Genomic DNA, 15869 nt, shown 5'->3' with positions numbered 1-15869 from the left:
CCTCCAGTCCGACCCTCCCCACCTCCCCAAGGAACCCACCCCGTGCGATTCGGATACTGGACCCCGCTCTTCGGCGGCTGGCTGCGCAACGTCGACAACGAGAACATGCCGGTCACCTTCGACTACGTGAAGCGGCTGGCGCAGCGCGCCGAGCGGATCGGCTTCGACCTGACGCTCGTGCCGGAGCTCAACCTCAACGACATCAAGGGCACGGCCGCGCCCTCGCTGGAGGCCTGGTCGCTCGCCGCGGCCATCGCGGCGACGACCGAGCGCCTCGAGATCATGGCGGCGATGCGACCCGGGTACCACTTGCCCGCGGTGACGGCGAAGCAGGCCGCGACGATCGACGACATCTCGTGCGGCCGGTTCACGTTCAACGTGGTGAGCGCGTGGTGGGCGGAAGAGGCCAAGCAGTACGGCGGCATCTTCTCGGAGCACGACGACCGGTACAAGCGCACGGCGGAGTTCGTCGAGATCATGAAGGGGCTCTGGCGGGAGACGCCGTACTCCTTCCACGGCGAGTACTACGACATCGAGAACAGCCACCTCGAGCCGAAGCCCCGGGTCACCCCGCGCATCTACGCCGGCGGCGAGAGCGAGGCCGGCAAGGCGGCGATCACCGGGTACGCCGACGCCTACGTGACCCACGGCGGCACCGTCGAGGAGCTCCGGACGAAGATCGCCGAGATGAAGCAGCGCCGTGTCGACGCCGGGCTGCCGCCGTTCGAGGCGTTCGGCATGGCCGCCTACGTCATCGTCCGCGAGACCGAGGAGGAGGCGCAGGCCGAGCTCGCCCGGATCACCGACGTGCAGCACGGGCACGCGTACGAGTCGTACCAGGACTTCATCTCGAAGTCGCAGCTCGAGCACGTGCCGTCGCTCGAGGACTACTCGGTGTCGAACCGTGGGCTCCGCCCCGGGTTCGTGGGGACGCCGGAGCAGGTGGCCGCGCGGATCCGCGAGTTCGAGGACGCCGGGGTGGACACGCTGCTGCTGCAGTTCTCGCCGCAGCTCGAGGAGATGGACCGGTTCGGCGAGCAGGTCATCCCGCTCGTCCGGCCGTCCGTGGCCGCGCCGTCCGGGGCGGTCGTCTGATGGGCGACGCCTCCGACGGCACCGAGGCCGGCTGGGCCTTCGAGACCCGGCAGATCCGTGCCGGCTTCCGGGCGGACCCCGGGTTCGGTGCCAACGTGCCGCCGATCGCGCAGAGCGCCGCGTTCGTGTACCCGTCGGGCGAGGACGCGGCCGACCGTTTCATGCTCAACGCGCCCGGTCACACGTACTCGCGGGTGAACAACCCGTCGGCTGCCGCGCTCGAGCGTCGCATCGCCGACCTCGAGGGTGGTGTCGGCGCCCTCGCGCTCGCGTCCGGGCAGGCTGCGACCTCGCTCGCCGTCCTCGGCCTGGCCCGCGCCGGAGACCACATCGTGTCGAGTGCGTCGCTCTACGGCGCGACCTACACGCTCTTCGCCTCCACCCTGGGCGACCTCGGCATCGCGTTCACGTTCGTGCAGGACCCGACCGACCTCGACGAGTGGGCGGCGGCGGTCCGTCCGGAGACGAAGGCGTTCTTCGGCGAGTCGATCCCGAACCCGCGCGGCGACGTCCTCGACTTCGCGGGGGTGGCCGGTGTCGCGCACGAGCACGGCGTGCCGCTCATCGTCGACAACACCATCGCCACGCCGTACCTCGTCCGGCCGATCGAGCACGGTGCGGACATCGTCGTGCACTCGGCGACGAAGTACCTGGCCGGCCACGGCAGCGCCATCGCCGGGCTCATCGTCGACAGCGGGAACTTCGACTGGGCGGCGCACGCCGAGCGGTACCCGCAGCTCGCCACGACCGAGCAGTCCGGGTTCGCGAACACGAACTTCGCGGCGAAGTTCGGGCGGCGCGCATTCATCCAGCGCACCCGCTCGAAGCTCTCCGCCGACCTCGGGCCGGCGATCGCACCCTTCAACGCCTTCCTCGTGCTGCAGGGCATCCAGACCCTGTCGCTCCGGATGGACCGGCACGTGTCGAACGCGGCCGCGGTGGCGACGTGGCTCGACGCGCACGACCAGGTGCTCGGCGTGCACTACGCCGGGCTGCCGTCGTCGCCGTGGCACGAACTCGCCCAGCGGTACGTGCCGGCGGGTCCGTCGGCGGTGCTCGCGTTCGACCTCGACGGCGGGGTCGACGCCGGGCGGCGGTTCGTCGCGGCGCTCGAGCTGTTCGACCACGTGTCGAACATCGGCGACGTGCGCTCGCTCGTCGTGCACCCGGCCTCGACGACCCACGTGCAGATGACCTCGGCGGAGCGGGCGGCCGCGGGGGTCGGGGACGGGCTGATCCGGCTGTCCATCGGACTCGAGCACGTGGACGACATCCTCGCGGACCTCGCGCGCGGCTTCGCGGCTGCGTCGGGATAGGTTGGGGGCATGACCACGCTGGCCGCACCGACCCGTGTGCGGACTCGCGCCCCCGGGAAGATCAACGTCTACCTGTCGGTGGGGGCCCTGCAGGACGACGGGTACCACGACGTGGCGACGGCGTACCAGGCCGTCTCGTTGTACGAGGACGTCTCGGCCGAGCCGGCGGACGACTTCTCGGTGACCTTCACCGGGCCGATCGACACCCGGTCGGTCCCGGTCGACGATTCGAACCTCGCGATCCGGGCCGCGCGCCTCGTGGCCGACGCAGCCGGGTACCGCGGGGGCGTCCGGCTCACCATCGACAAGCAGGTCCCGGTCGCCGGTGGCATGGGCGGTGGATCGGCCGACGCCGCAGCGACCCTGCTCGCCGTCGACACGCTGTGGGGGACTGCGCTCGGGCGCGAGGAACTGCTGCGTCTCGCCGCGCAGCTCGGCGCCGACGTGCCCTTCGCCTTCGCGGGCGGGACCGCGGTCGGGACCGGGCGCGGCGACGAGCTGAGCCCGGCGCTGGCCAAGGGCGAGTTCCACTGGGTGCTCGCCCTGAGCGACGCCGGCCTCTCGACGCCCGCCGTGTACCGGGCGCTCGACGAACACCGTGAGCGGTACCGTGCGGACATCGCGCCGGCACCCACCACGCCCGTGGTCGAGGCGAACGTGCTGCAGGCCCTCCGCGCCGGCGATCCCGACCTGCTCGCGGACTGCCTGCACAACGACCTGCAGGCCCCGGCGATGCGCCTCCAGCCCGCGCTCGCGACGACGCTCGAGATCGGTGAGAAGGCCGGTGCCCTCGCCGGACTGGTGTCGGGCAGTGGGCCGACGGTGGCGTTCCTCGTCGCCGACCGTGATGCCGCGCTCGAGGTGCAGGTCGAGCTCAGCGCCGCCGGCATGGTCGCGGTGCGTGCCGCCGGACCGGTGCACGGCGCCCGCGTCCTGCACTGACCGTCCTGCACTGGCGGGCCCCGTGGGCCGGTCAGTTCCGGACGTACTCCGTGATGACGACCGTGCCGGTCTTCCAGTGCTCCTTCGCCGTGAAGCCGTGCTCCGCGAGCACCGCGGCGGTCTCCGGCTCGATGTTGCGTGCCTTCACCGTCCCGCCGACGAACCACACCGTGTCGATGTCGCCCAGGCGGCTCGGGATCGTCGTCTCGAGGTCCCCGGTCTGGTTCCACAGGACGCCGGACTCGGCTCCGACCTTGCGCACGCCGAGGTCCGTCATGCCCGCGAACGCCGACGGGTAGGAGACGCGGATGACGTCGGCGGTGGTGCCGGGGTGCCCGTAGACGCTGCCGAACACGACACCCTCGTCGGCGTCGGCGCGGTTGGTGCTCCGCTCGGCGGCGATGATCGAGGCGGCACGGGCCCAGGTCGAGTCCTGCTTCGCGAGCGGCTCCTTCACGGCGATGGCCGTCGGCACTGACAGCACGAGGACGGCGGCCACGGCGGCGGCGAGCAGTGCCTTCGGCCGGACCAGCGTCAGGGCGAGGGCGATGAGCAGTGCGACGAACGGCAGACTGAGCGTGGCGTACTTCGGGGAGTACAGGTGCTTCCCCATCGCCGTGGCGAGGACGAGCGCGGCCGTCGGGATGACGACGAGCGGCACGGCGACGCGGACCGCCTGCGCCCGGACGAGCGACCGGACCGTGGCGGAGCGCCGGTGCGCCTCGACGAGGGCGAACACCGTGCCGACGAGCATGAGCGCCCACGCGCCCGCGGCGTACACGTCGACGCCGCCGAACCAGGCCGTGGCGAACACCTGCACTCCCGTGCGCTCGCCGATGCCGGCGATCCACGCGACCTGCTTCGACTGCGAGGCGACCTCGACGACGAGCGGGGAGACGGCCACGGCGGCGAAGGCGGCTGCGACGGCCCAGCGGACCAGGACCCCGCGGGTCACGAGCGCCGGGCCCAGGTCGTGGCCGCGGCGGGACACCGTGGCGCGACGGACGGCCGCGCGGCGGGCCACCAGCGTCCACAGCAGGGTCACGGCGTGCGCGACGACCGCGAGCGAGAGGTAGACGTTGAAGGTCACCGAGACGAGTGCGAGTGCCCCGTAGGCCGCCCACCAGTGCAGGCTGCGACCCGTCCGGGTGCGGCGGACCGCGGTCAGGCCGACGAGGGTGAGGCAGACGGCCAAGGTCGTGATCGTGGCGTACGGCCGGCCCTCGGACCCGGCCCACTGCACGCGGGGCAGCGCGAGGAACACGAGCCCGGCGGTGATGCCGAGGCGAAGTCCGCCGAGCCGGCGCCCGAGCGCGACGAGGAGCCCCGCCGCCACGCCGATGGCCAGGGCGCTCGGGAACCGCAGCGTGAACGGCGTGTACCCGACGAGCCAGAACCAGACGTGCATCAGCGAGTAGTAGAGCCCGTGCACGGCGTCGACGCTGTGCAGCTCGGCCCAGAGCTGCGGCCAGGTCCGCTGGGCGCTCGTGACCGTCGCGGCCTCGTCGTACCAGAGCGACGGGACCCAGGCGAAGGCGGCGCAGACGATCACGCCGAACGCGCCGACCGTCAGCTCGGGCGTACGGACGACGGCGGTGCCGATGCTCGACACGAGGCCGCGGAACCAGGAGCGGGAGCGGGCACGGACCGGCGCGATCCCCGACGTTCGGGGGATGCTGATGGTGCCGGTCCGTGGTGCAGTCACGGTGAGGACGGTATCCGCGGCGGCTGGGCAGGTGCCCGGCGTCCCCGCAGCCCAGACTGAGAGTTCCACATACCGGTATCGTGCGGAGGACCATGACGAAGCTCCGCATCCGCGACGCCGCGCGGTACCTCGGCGTCAGCGACGACACCGTCCGGCGGATGGTCGACGCCGGGACCTTCACGCGGGGGACCGACCCCGCCGGACGGACCGTCGTGGACGGGCGGGAACTCGCGGCGCACATCCGCGGCACGGGCGGGCAGCTCGACGACCCGTCGGGGACGAAGAGCTCGGCGCGCAACCGGTTCGTCGGGATCGTCACCGACCTCGTGGTCGACGGCGTGATGGCGCAGGTGGAGCTGCAGAGCGGCCCGCACCGGGTCGTGTCGCTCATGAGCGCCGAGGCCGTCCGCGACCTCGGGCTCGAGGTCGGGACGGTCGCCGTCGCATCGGTCAAGGCGACGATGGTGTCGGTCGAGGTGCCGGCGGAACCGACCGACGCATGACCGACGACCGGCACACGAGCGACGACCGCCGTCGGTTGCTGTCCCGCACCGCGGCGCTCCAGGGCGCGGGGGACGGGGCCGTCCGGGCGCTGTCCGAGGCGAGCGTCCTCGTCGTCGGCGCCGGTGGCCTCGGCGCGCCCGTGCTCACGTACCTGGCCGGGTCGGGGCTCCGCCGCGTCACCATCGTCGACCACGACGTCGTCGACACGTCCAACCTGGCACGGCAGACGCTCTTCGCCGCGGCGGACGTTGGGCGACCCAAGGCCGAGTGCGCGGCCGAGCGGGTGCGTGGCGTCGACCCGGAGCTCGAGGTCGTCGCACTCGCCGAGCCGTTCCACGCCGACCACGTCGCGGGCCACGACGTGGTCGTCGACGCCGCGGACAGCGTCGAGGTCACCCGGGCGATCTCGGACGCCTGCTCCACGGCCGGGGTCCCGTTCGTGTGGGGCACGGTCCTCGGCACCGACGGGCAGGTGTCGGTGTTCCACGACGCCGGGCCGGAGCCGATCGACTTCCACGACCTGCACCCGGACGCCCTGCCGGACGAGGGGTCCTGCGCGCTCGACGGCGTGCTGCCCGCGCTGTGCGGCGCCGTCGGCTCGGTGATGGCGGCCCAGGTGACCGCGCTCGTCGCCGGCATCGGGGAGCCGTTGACCGGTCGGGTGCTCACGGTCGACGCCCGGCGGTGGCGCTGGACCGAGAGCACGCTGCGACGTGGCCCTGGCTCCCGGCGTCCGGCCCCCTCGGTGGACGAGGCCCCGCCCCGGATCGCCCCGGCGGCACTCGCCGCCCGACTCGACCGGACCACCGGCGGCAGCGGCGGCAGCGGCGGACCCGTCCTCGTCGACGTCCGCACCCCGGCCGAACGGGCCACCGGGATCGTCCGCGGCAGCATCCCGCCCGAGGACCTCGCCGCGGACGACGACCGACCCGTCGTCGTGGTGTGCGCCAGTGGCGTCCGCGCGACCGCCTGGGCACGCGCAGCCCGTGCCGCAGGTCGTGACGCGACGGTCCTCGACGGGGGCATCCATGCCTGGGACCGAGAGGGCCTGCCGACGATCCGGCCCGCGGTGACCGCAGATGCGGATACGATCGAGCAATGACGACGCACGTGCGGAACGCCGCCCTCCTGATCGCCGCGACCGCCCTCGTCGCCGTCGGCCTCGCCGGCTGCAGCACGGCCGACACGGCTGGCACGGCTGGCACGGCCGGCACGACGGACACGACCGCCCCGAGCACCAGCGCGAGCAGCACGGCCGCGGCCCCGACCGGGAAGATCACCGTCTTCGCCGCGGCGTCGCTCCAGAAGACGTTCACGACCCTCGGTGAGCAGTACGAGGCCGCCCACCCGGGGACCACGATCACCTTCTCGTTCGCCGGGTCGAGCGACCTCGTCACCCAGATCCAGAACGGCGCCCCCGCCGACGTGTTCGCGTCCGCCGACGAGGCGAACATGGACAAGCTCGTGAAGACCGACATCGCCGCCGGTTCGCCGCGGGACTTCGCCACGAACGTCCTCGAGATCGCCGTGGCTCCCGGCAACCCGAAGGGGATCAAGGACCTCGACGACCTGACCGCCTCGGACGTGCAGCTCGTCACCTGCGCCACCCCGGTGCCGTGCGGTGCCGCGACCGCGAAGGTCGAGCAGGCCACCGGTGTCGACCTGCAGCCGGTCAGCGAGGAGCAGTCGGTGACCGACGTCCTCGGCAAGGTCGAGTCCGGCCAGGCGGACGCGGGACTCGTCTACGTGACCGACGTCGAGGGTGCCGGCGGCAAGGTCGACGGCGTCCGGTTCGACGCGGCGTCGAAGGCCGTCAACACCTACCCGATCGGTGTCCTGAAGGACGCGTCGAACCCCGACCTCGCGGCGGCGTTCACGGCGTACGTGCGTTCCGACGCCGGCCAGAAGGTGCTCGCCGACGCCGGCTTCGGAGCCCCCTGAGCCGTGCCCGACCACACTGACCGAACACCCCGGGCGAGCCCGTCCGTCCGCACCCCGGTGCCGTGGTGGCTGCCGGTCCCGGCTGTCCTCGGCGGCCTGTTCGTGGTGGTCCCGGTCCTGGCGATGGTCGGCCGCGTCGACTGGGGGTCGTTCGGCGCACTCGTCACGTCGCCCGCGTCGCTCACCGCCCTCGGACTGAGCCTCGGGACCGCTGCCGCCGCGACGGGCATCGCCTTCGTGCTCGGCTACCCGCTCGCCGTCCTGTTCGCCCGGTCCACGTCGCGGTGGATCGGGGCCGCACGTGCCCTGGTCCTGCTGCCGCTCGTGCTGCCGCCGGTCGTCGGGGGACTGGCCCTGCTCGCGGCGTTCGGTCGGCTCGGCGTCGTCGGGGCGTGGCTCGACGACCACGGTCTCCGGATCGCCTTCACCACGGCCGCGGTCGTGATCGCGCAGACCTTCGTCGCGATGCCGTTCCTGGTGTCCTCGATCGAGGGTGCGCTGCGCGTCGGGGGCGACCGGTTCGAGCGGGTCGCCGCGACGCTCGGTGCGTCCCCGACCCGGACGTTCCTGACGGTGACGACACCGCGGGTGCTCCAGGGCATCCTGGCCGGCCTCGTCCTCTGCTTCGCCCGTGCCCTCGGGGAGTTCGGCGCGACCCTCACGTTCGCCGGCAGCCTGCAGGGCGTCACCCGGACGCTGCCCCTCGAGATCTACCTGCAGCGCGAGATCGACCCGGACACCGCGGTCGCGCTGGCGCTCGTGCTGGTCGTCGTCGCGCTCGTGGTCATCGGTGCCTCCGCGCTCCGCACCCGGACGGCACTCGCATGAGCCGCGAGCGTCCGGCGCACAGCGGCCTCCGCGCCCACGTCGTCGTCCCCGACCGTGGCGTCGACGTCCACCTCGACGTCGCACCGGACGAGTGCGTCGCGCTGGTCGGGCCGAACGGCGCGGGCAAGTCCACGGTCGTCGAGGCCCTCGCCGGACTGCTGCGCATCCGGTCCGGATCGGTCCTGCTCGGCGACCGCGACCTCACGGGCGTCCGAGCGCACCGCCGCGGGGTCGGGCTCGTCGCCCAGCGCGCGGACCTGTTCCCCCACCTGTCGGTCGCCCGCAACGTCGGCTACGGACCGCGCGCGGCCGGTTCCGGGGGCCAGGAGGCGCGGCTCCGCTCCGACGCGGCCCTCGCCGCCGTCGGCGTGGCCGGTCTGGCGGACCGCGCACCGGGGACGCTCTCGGGAGGGCAGGCCCAGCGCGTGGCGATCGCCCGGGCCCTCGCCACCGAGCCGGCGCTCCTGCTGCTCGACGAGCCCACCTCGGCGCTCGACGTCGACGCCCGGGCCGAGGTCCGCACCGCCCTCGGAACGGCCCGGACCGGTCGACCGACGGTCCTCGTCACGCACGATCCGCTCGAGGCCGTCACCCTCGCGGACCGCATCGTCGTGCTCGAGGGCGGCCGGGTCGCCGAGCAGGGGCCGACCGCCGTCGTCCTCGGGCGCCCGACCAGCGCGTTCGCGGCGTCCTTCTCGGGCCTGACGCTCCTGCGCGGTACCGCCACCCGGGGTGGGATCGCCCTCGACGACGGGGGTGCGCTCGCGTCGTCGACCGGCACCGCGCCTCCTGGCCCGTCCGCCCTCGCCGTCTACCACCCGACGGCCGCCGTCGTGACGCGCGACGGTGCCGGGCCGGAGCGCCGGGTGACCGGACTCGAACCGCGGGACGGGCTCGTCCGGGTGCGGGCCGGCGACCTCGTGGCGGACGTCACGGTCGCGGTGGCTGCGGCGCTGGGGCTCGCCCCGGGGGATGCCGTGCGGATCGCGGTCCCGGCGGACGAACTGACGGTCTACCGGCCGGACGGACCCACCCAGGACTGAGTCGGACTCGGCCGCCGGGCTCAGCCGCCGGACTCGGCCGCCGGACTCGGCTGCCGGGCTCAGCCGCCGGCGAAGGGCGGCATGACGTCGACGACCGCCACACCGTCGAGCCCGGTCGCCCGGTCGCGCGTCGTCACCCCGTCGACGAGGTACGAGCAGCGCTCCTGCAGCGCCCGCCACCGATCGGGGTCGTCCGCCGTCACCGACCGCAGGGCCTCGTCGAGCGTCGCTGCCCGCACGGCGACGTCGTCCACGCCCACCGCTGCCCGGGCCGCGGCGAAGAACCGGATCGTCGTCACCGTCATCCGCCGATCGCGCTCATGCCCCGGGTGGGGTGCACCAGGTCGTCGCTGTCGTCGCCGTGGTCGCGGGGCTTCGCCCACATCGCCAGGCGCCAGAGCTCGGCGACCTCGTCGTCGGAGGCACCCTTGCGCATCGGGCCGAGCACGTCGGTCTCGTCGTCCGAGAAGAGGCAGCTGCGGACGTTGCCGTCGGCCGTCAGACGGGTGCGGGTGCAGTCGGCGCAGAACGACTCGGTGATGCTCGCGATGATGCCGATCGTGCCGAGCTCCGCACCGACGCCGCCGTCGGCCGTCCGCGCGAGCACCCGGAAGCGCTCGGCCGGGGCGCCGTCGCGGGGCGCCTCGTCCGGCACCAGGGCGAACGACTCGGACAGCATCGCCCGGGTCTCGGCCGCGGTCACCATCGACGTGCGGTCCCAGGCGTGATCGGGGTCGAGCGGCATCTGCTCGATGAACCGGAGCTCGTAGCCGCGGTCGAGGCACCACCGCATGAGGTCCGGCGCCAGGTGGTCGTTCACGCCGCGCAGCAGCACCGCGTTGACCTTGATCGCGAGCCCCGCTGCCCGGGCGGCCTCGAGCCCGGCGATGACCTTGTCGAGGAACGGGCGCCGGGTCACGGTGGTGAAGACGTCCGGATCGACGGTGTCGAGCGACACGTTCACGCGTCGGAGGCCGGCGTCGTACAGGGCGGCCGCGCGGTGGGCGAGCCCGATCGCGTTCGTGGTGAGCGACAGCTCCGGGGCGTCGGGGAGCGCGGCGCACCGGGCGATCACGTCGACGAGGTCGTGGCGGAGCATCGGCTCACCGCCGGTGAAGCGGACCTTGCGCACGCCGAAGCGGTCGGTCGCGAGCCGGACGAGCCGCTCGATCTCGGCCGCGGTCATGAGTGCGTCGTCGGGGGCGAACGGCAGCCCGGCCGCCGGCATGCAGTACGTGCAGCGGAGGTTGCAGCGCTCGGTGAGCGACACGCGCAGGTCGACCGCGCGCCGCCCGAACCGGTCGAGCAGGCCGCCGGTGGAGCCGAGCATGGTCGCGGGTGCCATGAGCGTCAGCGTACGGGGTCGGCGGGTCCTCCACCTGATGACATCGCGAGCGCTCGTTCCCGGAAGGCGAGCCGGCGCCCCCAGCGCTCCCAGTCGGACCGCCGGGTGCGCACCAGCGTGACGACGATGACCACGGCGACCGCGGCGGCGAGCCACCAGCGGTACGCGTCCGCCGACGGCCAGACGCCGCGCAGGGCGATGGCGAGCCCGATCGACAGCCACTCCCAGCGTCCGGAGAGCACCACGAAGGGGATGAGGAGCAGCGCGTACCAGGGGTAGCGCGGGCTCACCGCGAGGAACGTCACGCCGATGAGGAGGACCTCGCCGGACCACGGCCGCGCGGGGTCGGACAGCCGCCACGCCACGAACGCCGCCAGCAGGACGAGCAGTCCGACCACGAGCGTCGCCGCGTCGCCGTGGAAGACGAGCGAGACCAGGGCGAACCGGGAGCCGTCCTCATAGCCCTCTTCCGACAGGTACCCGGGCAGGTAGCCGAGGACGTCGAGGCCCGTCGTCAGCACGTACGGCACGTAGAGCAGCCCGAACACCGCGATGCCGACCGGGATCGCCCACCAGTTCCGCCACCGACCGAGCAGTGGCGGGTACACGATCGCGGGGATGAGCTTCGTCGCGGTCGCGGCGCCGAGGGCGATCCCGCCCCAGATCGGGCGGCCGAAGGCGACGAGCACGGCGCCGGCGGTGGCCAGGGCCGCGCCGAGGGCATCGACGTGCGAGTTGGTGACGGCTTCGGACGCGACGAGCGGGGACCACGCCCACAGTGCGGCCCACCACGTCGGTCGTCCGAGCTTGCGGAGCACGACGACCAGGCCCAGGGTGACGCCGAGCGACAGGAGCAGCCCCGCGACCTGGAACGGCATGTACTGCGCGGTGGCCGGCACGAACGCCCGCACCGCCGCGAACCAGAGCTGGGCCATCGGCGGGTAGATCGTCACGACGTCCGGGCGGTTGATCGCGACGCAGTGCCCGTCCGCGCCGTCGCCGAGCCCGCGGAACCGGGGTTCGAGTGGCTTGCACGTGCCGTCGACCTTGTCGGGGAAGAGCCAGTCGGGGCGCAGACCGGACAACGCGGTCGACTGCGGCGTGTGCGCGTACGGCGAGATCCCGGCGTGCTGCACGATGCCGTCCCAGGCGTAGCGAGCAGAGTCGGTGCTGGTGTTCGGCGGCCCGGCGATGGCGGCGAGCCCGACCACCAGGCCACCGCCGACCACGAGCCACGTCATCCACTTCGCCGGGACGAACCGCAGCGCGAGCACCGCGAGCGCGAACACCGTCCAAGCGATCAGGGTCCACGCAACGAATGGGGAACGATGACCGGACCGGAGGAACCCCAGATGCGTGACGCCGAAGGCGATGACGCCCGACAGAGCGAGCACGCCGACCACGGCCAGCACGGTCGGCAGGAGTCGGCCGGGGCGAAGTCGTTCACTCATGGTGCGACGAGGCTATCCATGGTCCGCGGGCTGCTCCTGGATGCACGATCCGCGATGGCGTCGCCGAACCGGAACGCGCGGACGGCGGTCGTCCTGGGGCGGTTGCTCGGGGTGGCGTTCCTGGTCTGCTTCGCGACCGGCGTCTACAGCTACTTCCTCCAGCAGCCGCTGCCGTGGATGCGGTTCCCGACCCGTCCCGCGCAGCTCTACCAGTTCACGCAGGGCGTGCACATCACCGCGGGGATCGCGATCATCCCGCTGCTGCTCGCGAAGCTCAACACGGTCATGCCGGCACTCGTGCAGACCCCGCCGGTGCGTGGGCCGCTGCACCTGCTCGAGCGGCTGTCCATCGCGGTGTTCGTGGCGTCGGCGATCGTGCAGGTGACGACGGGCCTGCTCAACACGTACCAGTGGTACCCGTGGCCGTTCCCGTTCAAGCAGGTCCACAACGCGCTCGCGTACGTGCTCATCGGGTCGCTCGTGCTGCACATCGGCGTGAAGCTCCGGCTGATCACCCGGTACTGGCGGAAGCGGGACTCGTACGACGAGCACGGCCGGTTCGTGGTCGACCCGGCCGCGGGGAGCGAGCTGCTCTCGCCGTCCCAGGAGGCACGGATCGACCCCGCCACGTCGGCTCCGGCACCGCAGGCGGTCGCGTCCTACCCCCGCGGCATCACCGGCCGTGTGCTCCGCTGGGTCGACGGCGTGCCGGCCGAGCCGGCCGTCCCGGCGGACGCTGCCGAGACTCGTCCCGGCGGACCGGACTCGGCGTCCGCGACCCGAGCGGCGTCCGCAGAGCCGAGTCTCGGCGTGCCGCAGGCCGGTGCGGCGGAGGCGAGCCGCGCCTCCAGGGCCACACCGGACGCGACCGACGGTCGACGTGAGCGGATCGCCCGACGCGGGTTCTTCGCCGGTGTGACCGCCGCGACGGTCGGTGTCGTGGCGTTGACCGCCGGACAGTCGAGCACGCTCGCCGAGCCGTTCAACGTGTTCGGTGCCCGACAGCGGCACCGCGGGCCGAACGACCTGCCGGTCAACCGCACGGCCCGTGCCGCCGGTGTGCTGGCCACCGCCACCGCCGCCGACTGGTCCCTGACCGTCGTCGGGCACGACGTGGTCCGCACCTTCTCGCGAGCCGAGCTCGTCGCGCTCGGCACCGCCGAGGCCGAGCTCCCGATCTCCTGCGTCGAGGGGTGGAGCCAGATGGCGACCTGGAAGGGCGTGCGGATGCGCGACCTGCTCGGCGCCGTGCAGGCGGCGCCGGGGTCGCACGTGCGGGTGACGAGCCTCGAGCGGCACGGCGGCTACCGCATCATGGACATGGGCCCCGAGTACGCCGAGGACCCGACGACGCTCATCGCGCTCGAGCTGAACGGCGCGACGCTCGACCTCGACCACGGGTTCCCGGCGCGGATCATCGCTCCCGGACGACCCGGTGTGCTGCAGACCAAGTGGATCGAGAAGATCGAGGTGATCGCATGAGGACCGCACGCATCGTGCTCGTCGTGGTCGGGGTGCTCGTCATCGCGTTCGGGGCGTACGTCCTCGTGACGACGGTCCGACCGAACCGGATCTGGGGGCTGGCGACCTGGCTCCTCGGGGCCGTGGTCCTGCACGACGCGATCCTGTCGCCGTTCGTCGTCGGAGTGGGGCTCCTCCTGCGCCGCACCGGGCGGACGCTGCGTGCCTGGGCGCTCGTCGTCGTGCAGGCGGTCGTCGTGCTCGGGAGCGTCCTCGCGCTCGTGGTCCTGCCGGAGATCGCGGCGAAGGCGCACGGGCAGAAGAACCCGACGGTGCTGCCGTTCGACTACGGCGCGCGGCTGCTCCTCGTCGAGGGGGCCCTGCTGCTCGTCGTCGTGGTGGTGCTCGTGGTCGCCGCACGTCGTCCGGCACGCGTTCGCGCGAGTACTGGTTGAACCGACAACCTTTCGGTAGACTCGACGCATGACCGACGACACCCCGTGGCTCACCCGCGACCAGCTGCGCGCGTGGATGAAGCTCGTCGCGGTCATGGAACTGCTGCCGGCCGCGCTCGACCAGCAGCTCCAGCGCGACGCCGACCTGACGCACTTCGACTACATGGTCATCGCGATGCTCTCCGAGACCGACTCCCGGACGCTCCGGATGTCGGCGCTCGCCTCGGCGACGAACGCCTCGCTGCCGCGGCTGTCCCACGTGGTGTCCCGGCTCGAGAAGCGCGGCCTCGTGGCGCGCTGTCCCTCGACCGACGACCGGCGCGCGACCGACGTCCGGCTGACCGACGCCGGCTACGCGACCATCGTCGACGCGGCCCCCGACCACGTCCGGACCGCCCGTCGCGTGGTGATCGACGCGTTGAGCGACGAGCAGGTCGGGCAGCTCGACGGCATCGCCGCGGCGCTCCTCAGCCGGCTCGACCCCGAGGGGCGGTTCGCCGCCCTGACCTACCCGCGCGACGACGACGAGCCCGCCATCTGTGAGGCCCGGCTGACGGGTACGGCGACCGACTGACGCCACCGTCACGCACGCCTGCGGGCCGTGGGCGTTGCAATAGGCTCGCCGCATGACCGAGTCCGCCGCGCCGTCCGACACGTACTCCTACCTCGGACCCGCAGGGACCTTCACCGAGGCCGCGCTCAAGCTCGTGGACGCCGCGGCCGGCAAGCCCTGGCGGAGCGTCAACAACGTCGGCGAGGCCCTCGACGACGTCGTCAGCGGCCGGTCGATCGGTGCCGTCATCGCCATCGAGAACAGCGTCGACGGCGGGGTCAGCGCGACGCAGGACGCCCTCGCCCGGATCCCCGGCGTGCGCATCGTGGGGGAGTACCTCGTCCCCGTCGACTTCGTGCTCGTCGTCCGCCCCGGCACCGCGCTCTCCGACGTCCGGACCGTGAACGCGCACCCCGTGGCCTACGCCCAGACCCACAACTGGCTCGAGGCGAACGTCCGCGGCCACGGGCACATCCCGGCGTCCTCGAACGTGGCCGCCGCGGCAGCCCTGCTCGACGAGCACCCCACCGCCGACGCCGCGGTCGCACCCCCGGGGATCACCGACCACTACGCGCTCGAGGTCCTGGCCTCGTCCATCGGGGACAACGCCTCGGCGGTCACCCGGTTCGTGCTCGTGTCGAAGACCCTGGCGCTGCCCGAGCCGACCGGCGCCGACAAGACCAGCGTCATCGTCGAACTGCCCGCCGACCACCCCGGCGCCCTGGTCGACATGCTCGAGCAGTTCGCGACGCGGGGCATCAACATGGGGTTGCTGTCCTCGCGGCCGATCGGCGACGAGCTCGGGCGCTACCGGTTCGTCATCGACCTCGACGGGCACGTGCGGGACGAGCGCGTGGCGGACGCACTGCTCGGCCTGCGGCGGTTCAGCCCGCGCGTGACGTTCCTCGGGTCGTACCCGCGGGCCGACGGGGTCCGGCCCGAGGTGCCCGCGCGCTACTCGGACGTCGCGTTCGTCGAGGCGCGCGACTGGCTGCGCGCGATCGTGTCGGGCGAGCCCGAGGCGCGCTGAGCGCTGAGCGCTGCGCGCTGCGCGCTGCGCGCTGCGCGCGCCCCCTCGTGCACCGGCGCGATCTGCTCCCGCACAACCAAAGTCCCTCCGAACCACGTCGTCGCGTGGTTCCGATGGACTTTCGCTGTGCGCCGCGCGCCCACCGCCGCGCCGCGCGGCCGCGCGCGGCGCGGCCGCGCGCACCGCGGCGCGGCGCGGTG

At 73.2% G+C, this 15869-nt stretch carries 16 protein-coding genes; 12 read left to right on the top strand and 4 right to left on the bottom strand.

Annotation, left to right across the window (positions count from 1 at the left end):
- Window positions 1-42: 42 nt before the first annotated feature.
- The 3 genes from JSX79_RS17445 to JSX79_RS17435 are packed head-to-tail and all read left to right on the top strand — an operon-like array spanning window position 43 to window position 3353.
- Complete coding sequence (locus JSX79_RS17445) at window positions 43-1095, top strand: LLM class flavin-dependent oxidoreductase (protein ID WP_071302821.1); 1053 nt, start codon at window positions 43-45, stop codon at window positions 1093-1095.
- Window positions 1095-2411 (top strand): O-acetylhomoserine aminocarboxypropyltransferase/cysteine synthase family protein, encoded by a 1317-nt coding sequence (locus tag JSX79_RS17440; RefSeq protein WP_070418108.1) that lies wholly within the window; start codon window positions 1095-1097, stop codon window positions 2409-2411. Before JSX79_RS17445 ends, JSX79_RS17440 begins: the two co-directional genes overlap by 1 nt.
- A 9-nt stretch (window positions 2412-2420) precedes the next feature.
- Window positions 2421-3353: a 4-(cytidine 5'-diphospho)-2-C-methyl-D-erythritol kinase gene (locus tag JSX79_RS17435; RefSeq protein WP_229087379.1), complete on the top strand. Its 933-nt coding sequence runs from the start codon at window positions 2421-2423 to the stop codon at window positions 3351-3353.
- A gap of 31 nt (window positions 3354-3384) precedes the next feature.
- Here JSX79_RS17435 and JSX79_RS17430 read toward each other — a convergent pair whose 3' ends face one another.
- Window positions 3385-5058 carry a hypothetical protein gene (locus JSX79_RS17430; RefSeq protein ID WP_229087376.1) on the bottom strand — a complete coding sequence of 558 codons (1674 nt, stop codon included), beginning with the start codon at window positions 5056-5058 and terminating at the stop codon, window positions 3385-3387.
- Window positions 5059-5150: 92 nt separating this feature from the next.
- Between JSX79_RS17430 and JSX79_RS17425 the strand changes: the two genes are divergently transcribed.
- Genes JSX79_RS17425 through JSX79_RS17405 form a run of 5 tightly spaced genes read left to right on the top strand, consistent with a single transcriptional unit; the run spans window position 5151 to window position 9374 of the window.
- The gene (locus JSX79_RS17425) at window positions 5151-5561 is read left to right on the top strand and encodes a molybdopterin-binding protein (protein WP_229087375.1); all 411 of its coding nucleotides are present in this window, start codon (window positions 5151-5153) and stop codon (window positions 5559-5561) included.
- Window positions 5558-6664, top strand: a complete 1107-nt coding sequence (locus JSX79_RS17420) for a ThiF family adenylyltransferase (protein ID WP_229087364.1) — start codon at window positions 5558-5560, stop codon at window positions 6662-6664. The genes JSX79_RS17425 and JSX79_RS17420 overlap by 4 nt, the downstream gene beginning before the upstream one ends.
- On the top strand, window positions 6661-7503 hold the full coding sequence (gene modA, locus JSX79_RS17415) for a molybdate ABC transporter substrate-binding protein (RefSeq protein WP_229087363.1): 843 nt from the start codon (window positions 6661-6663) through the stop codon (window positions 7501-7503). The genes JSX79_RS17420 and modA overlap by 4 nt, the downstream gene beginning before the upstream one ends.
- A gap of 3 nt (window positions 7504-7506) precedes the next feature.
- The gene (locus JSX79_RS17410; RefSeq protein WP_229087361.1) at window positions 7507-8331 is read left to right on the top strand and encodes an ABC transporter permease; all 825 of its coding nucleotides are present in this window, start codon (window positions 7507-7509) and stop codon (window positions 8329-8331) included.
- Window positions 8328-9374, top strand: coding sequence for an ABC transporter ATP-binding protein (locus JSX79_RS17405; protein WP_229087360.1), 1047 nt, complete (start codon window positions 8328-8330; stop codon window positions 9372-9374). The genes JSX79_RS17410 and JSX79_RS17405 overlap by 4 nt, the downstream gene beginning before the upstream one ends.
- 59 nt (window positions 9375-9433) lie before the next feature.
- On the opposite strand, the gene JSX79_RS17400 is transcribed toward JSX79_RS17405, so the two are convergent.
- The 3 genes from JSX79_RS17400 to JSX79_RS17390 are packed head-to-tail and all read right to left on the bottom strand — an operon-like array spanning window position 9434 to window position 12170.
- Window positions 9434-9679 (bottom strand): MoaD/ThiS family protein, encoded by a 246-nt coding sequence (locus JSX79_RS17400; RefSeq protein WP_229087358.1) that lies wholly within the window; start codon window positions 9677-9679, stop codon window positions 9434-9436.
- Window positions 9676-10719 carry a GTP 3',8-cyclase MoaA gene (moaA, locus tag JSX79_RS17395; RefSeq protein ID WP_229087356.1) on the bottom strand — a complete coding sequence of 348 codons (1044 nt, stop codon included), beginning with the start codon at window positions 10717-10719 and terminating at the stop codon, window positions 9676-9678. Before moaA ends, JSX79_RS17400 begins: the two co-directional genes overlap by 4 nt.
- A gap of 5 nt (window positions 10720-10724) precedes the next feature.
- Window positions 10725-12170 carry a glycosyltransferase family 87 protein gene (locus JSX79_RS17390; RefSeq protein ID WP_229087354.1) on the bottom strand — a complete coding sequence of 482 codons (1446 nt, stop codon included), beginning with the start codon at window positions 12168-12170 and terminating at the stop codon, window positions 10725-10727.
- Window positions 12171-12224: 54 nt separating this feature from the next.
- Here JSX79_RS17390 and JSX79_RS17385 point away from each other — a divergent pair, with 54 nt between their 5' ends.
- Genes JSX79_RS17385 through pheA form a run of 4 tightly spaced genes read left to right on the top strand, consistent with a single transcriptional unit; the run spans window position 12225 to window position 15669 of the window.
- Window positions 12225-13652, top strand: a complete 1428-nt coding sequence (locus JSX79_RS17385; protein WP_229087353.1) for a molybdopterin-dependent oxidoreductase — start codon at window positions 12225-12227, stop codon at window positions 13650-13652.
- Window positions 13649-14086 (top strand): hypothetical protein, encoded by a 438-nt coding sequence (locus JSX79_RS17380; protein WP_229087351.1) that lies wholly within the window; start codon window positions 13649-13651, stop codon window positions 14084-14086. The genes JSX79_RS17385 and JSX79_RS17380 overlap by 4 nt, the downstream gene beginning before the upstream one ends.
- A gap of 28 nt (window positions 14087-14114) precedes the next feature.
- Entirely contained in the window at window positions 14115-14660 is a 546-nt protein-coding gene (locus tag JSX79_RS17375; RefSeq protein WP_070418120.1) for a MarR family winged helix-turn-helix transcriptional regulator, read from the top strand.
- A 52-nt stretch (window positions 14661-14712) separates the two neighbouring features.
- On the top strand, window positions 14713-15669 hold the full coding sequence (gene pheA / locus JSX79_RS17370; RefSeq protein ID WP_229087349.1) for a prephenate dehydratase: 957 nt from the start codon (window positions 14713-14715) through the stop codon (window positions 15667-15669).
- Window positions 15670-15869: the final 200 nt, after the last annotated feature.

Origin of the sequence: Curtobacterium sp. GD1, from assembly GCF_020882855.1 — a bacterium.
In the GTDB taxonomy this organism is placed as follows: domain Bacteria; phylum Actinomycetota; class Actinomycetes; order Actinomycetales; family Microbacteriaceae; genus Curtobacterium.
The sequence above is the reverse complement of the archived record's forward strand: the minus strand, read 5'-3'. Positions and strand labels throughout refer to the sequence as shown.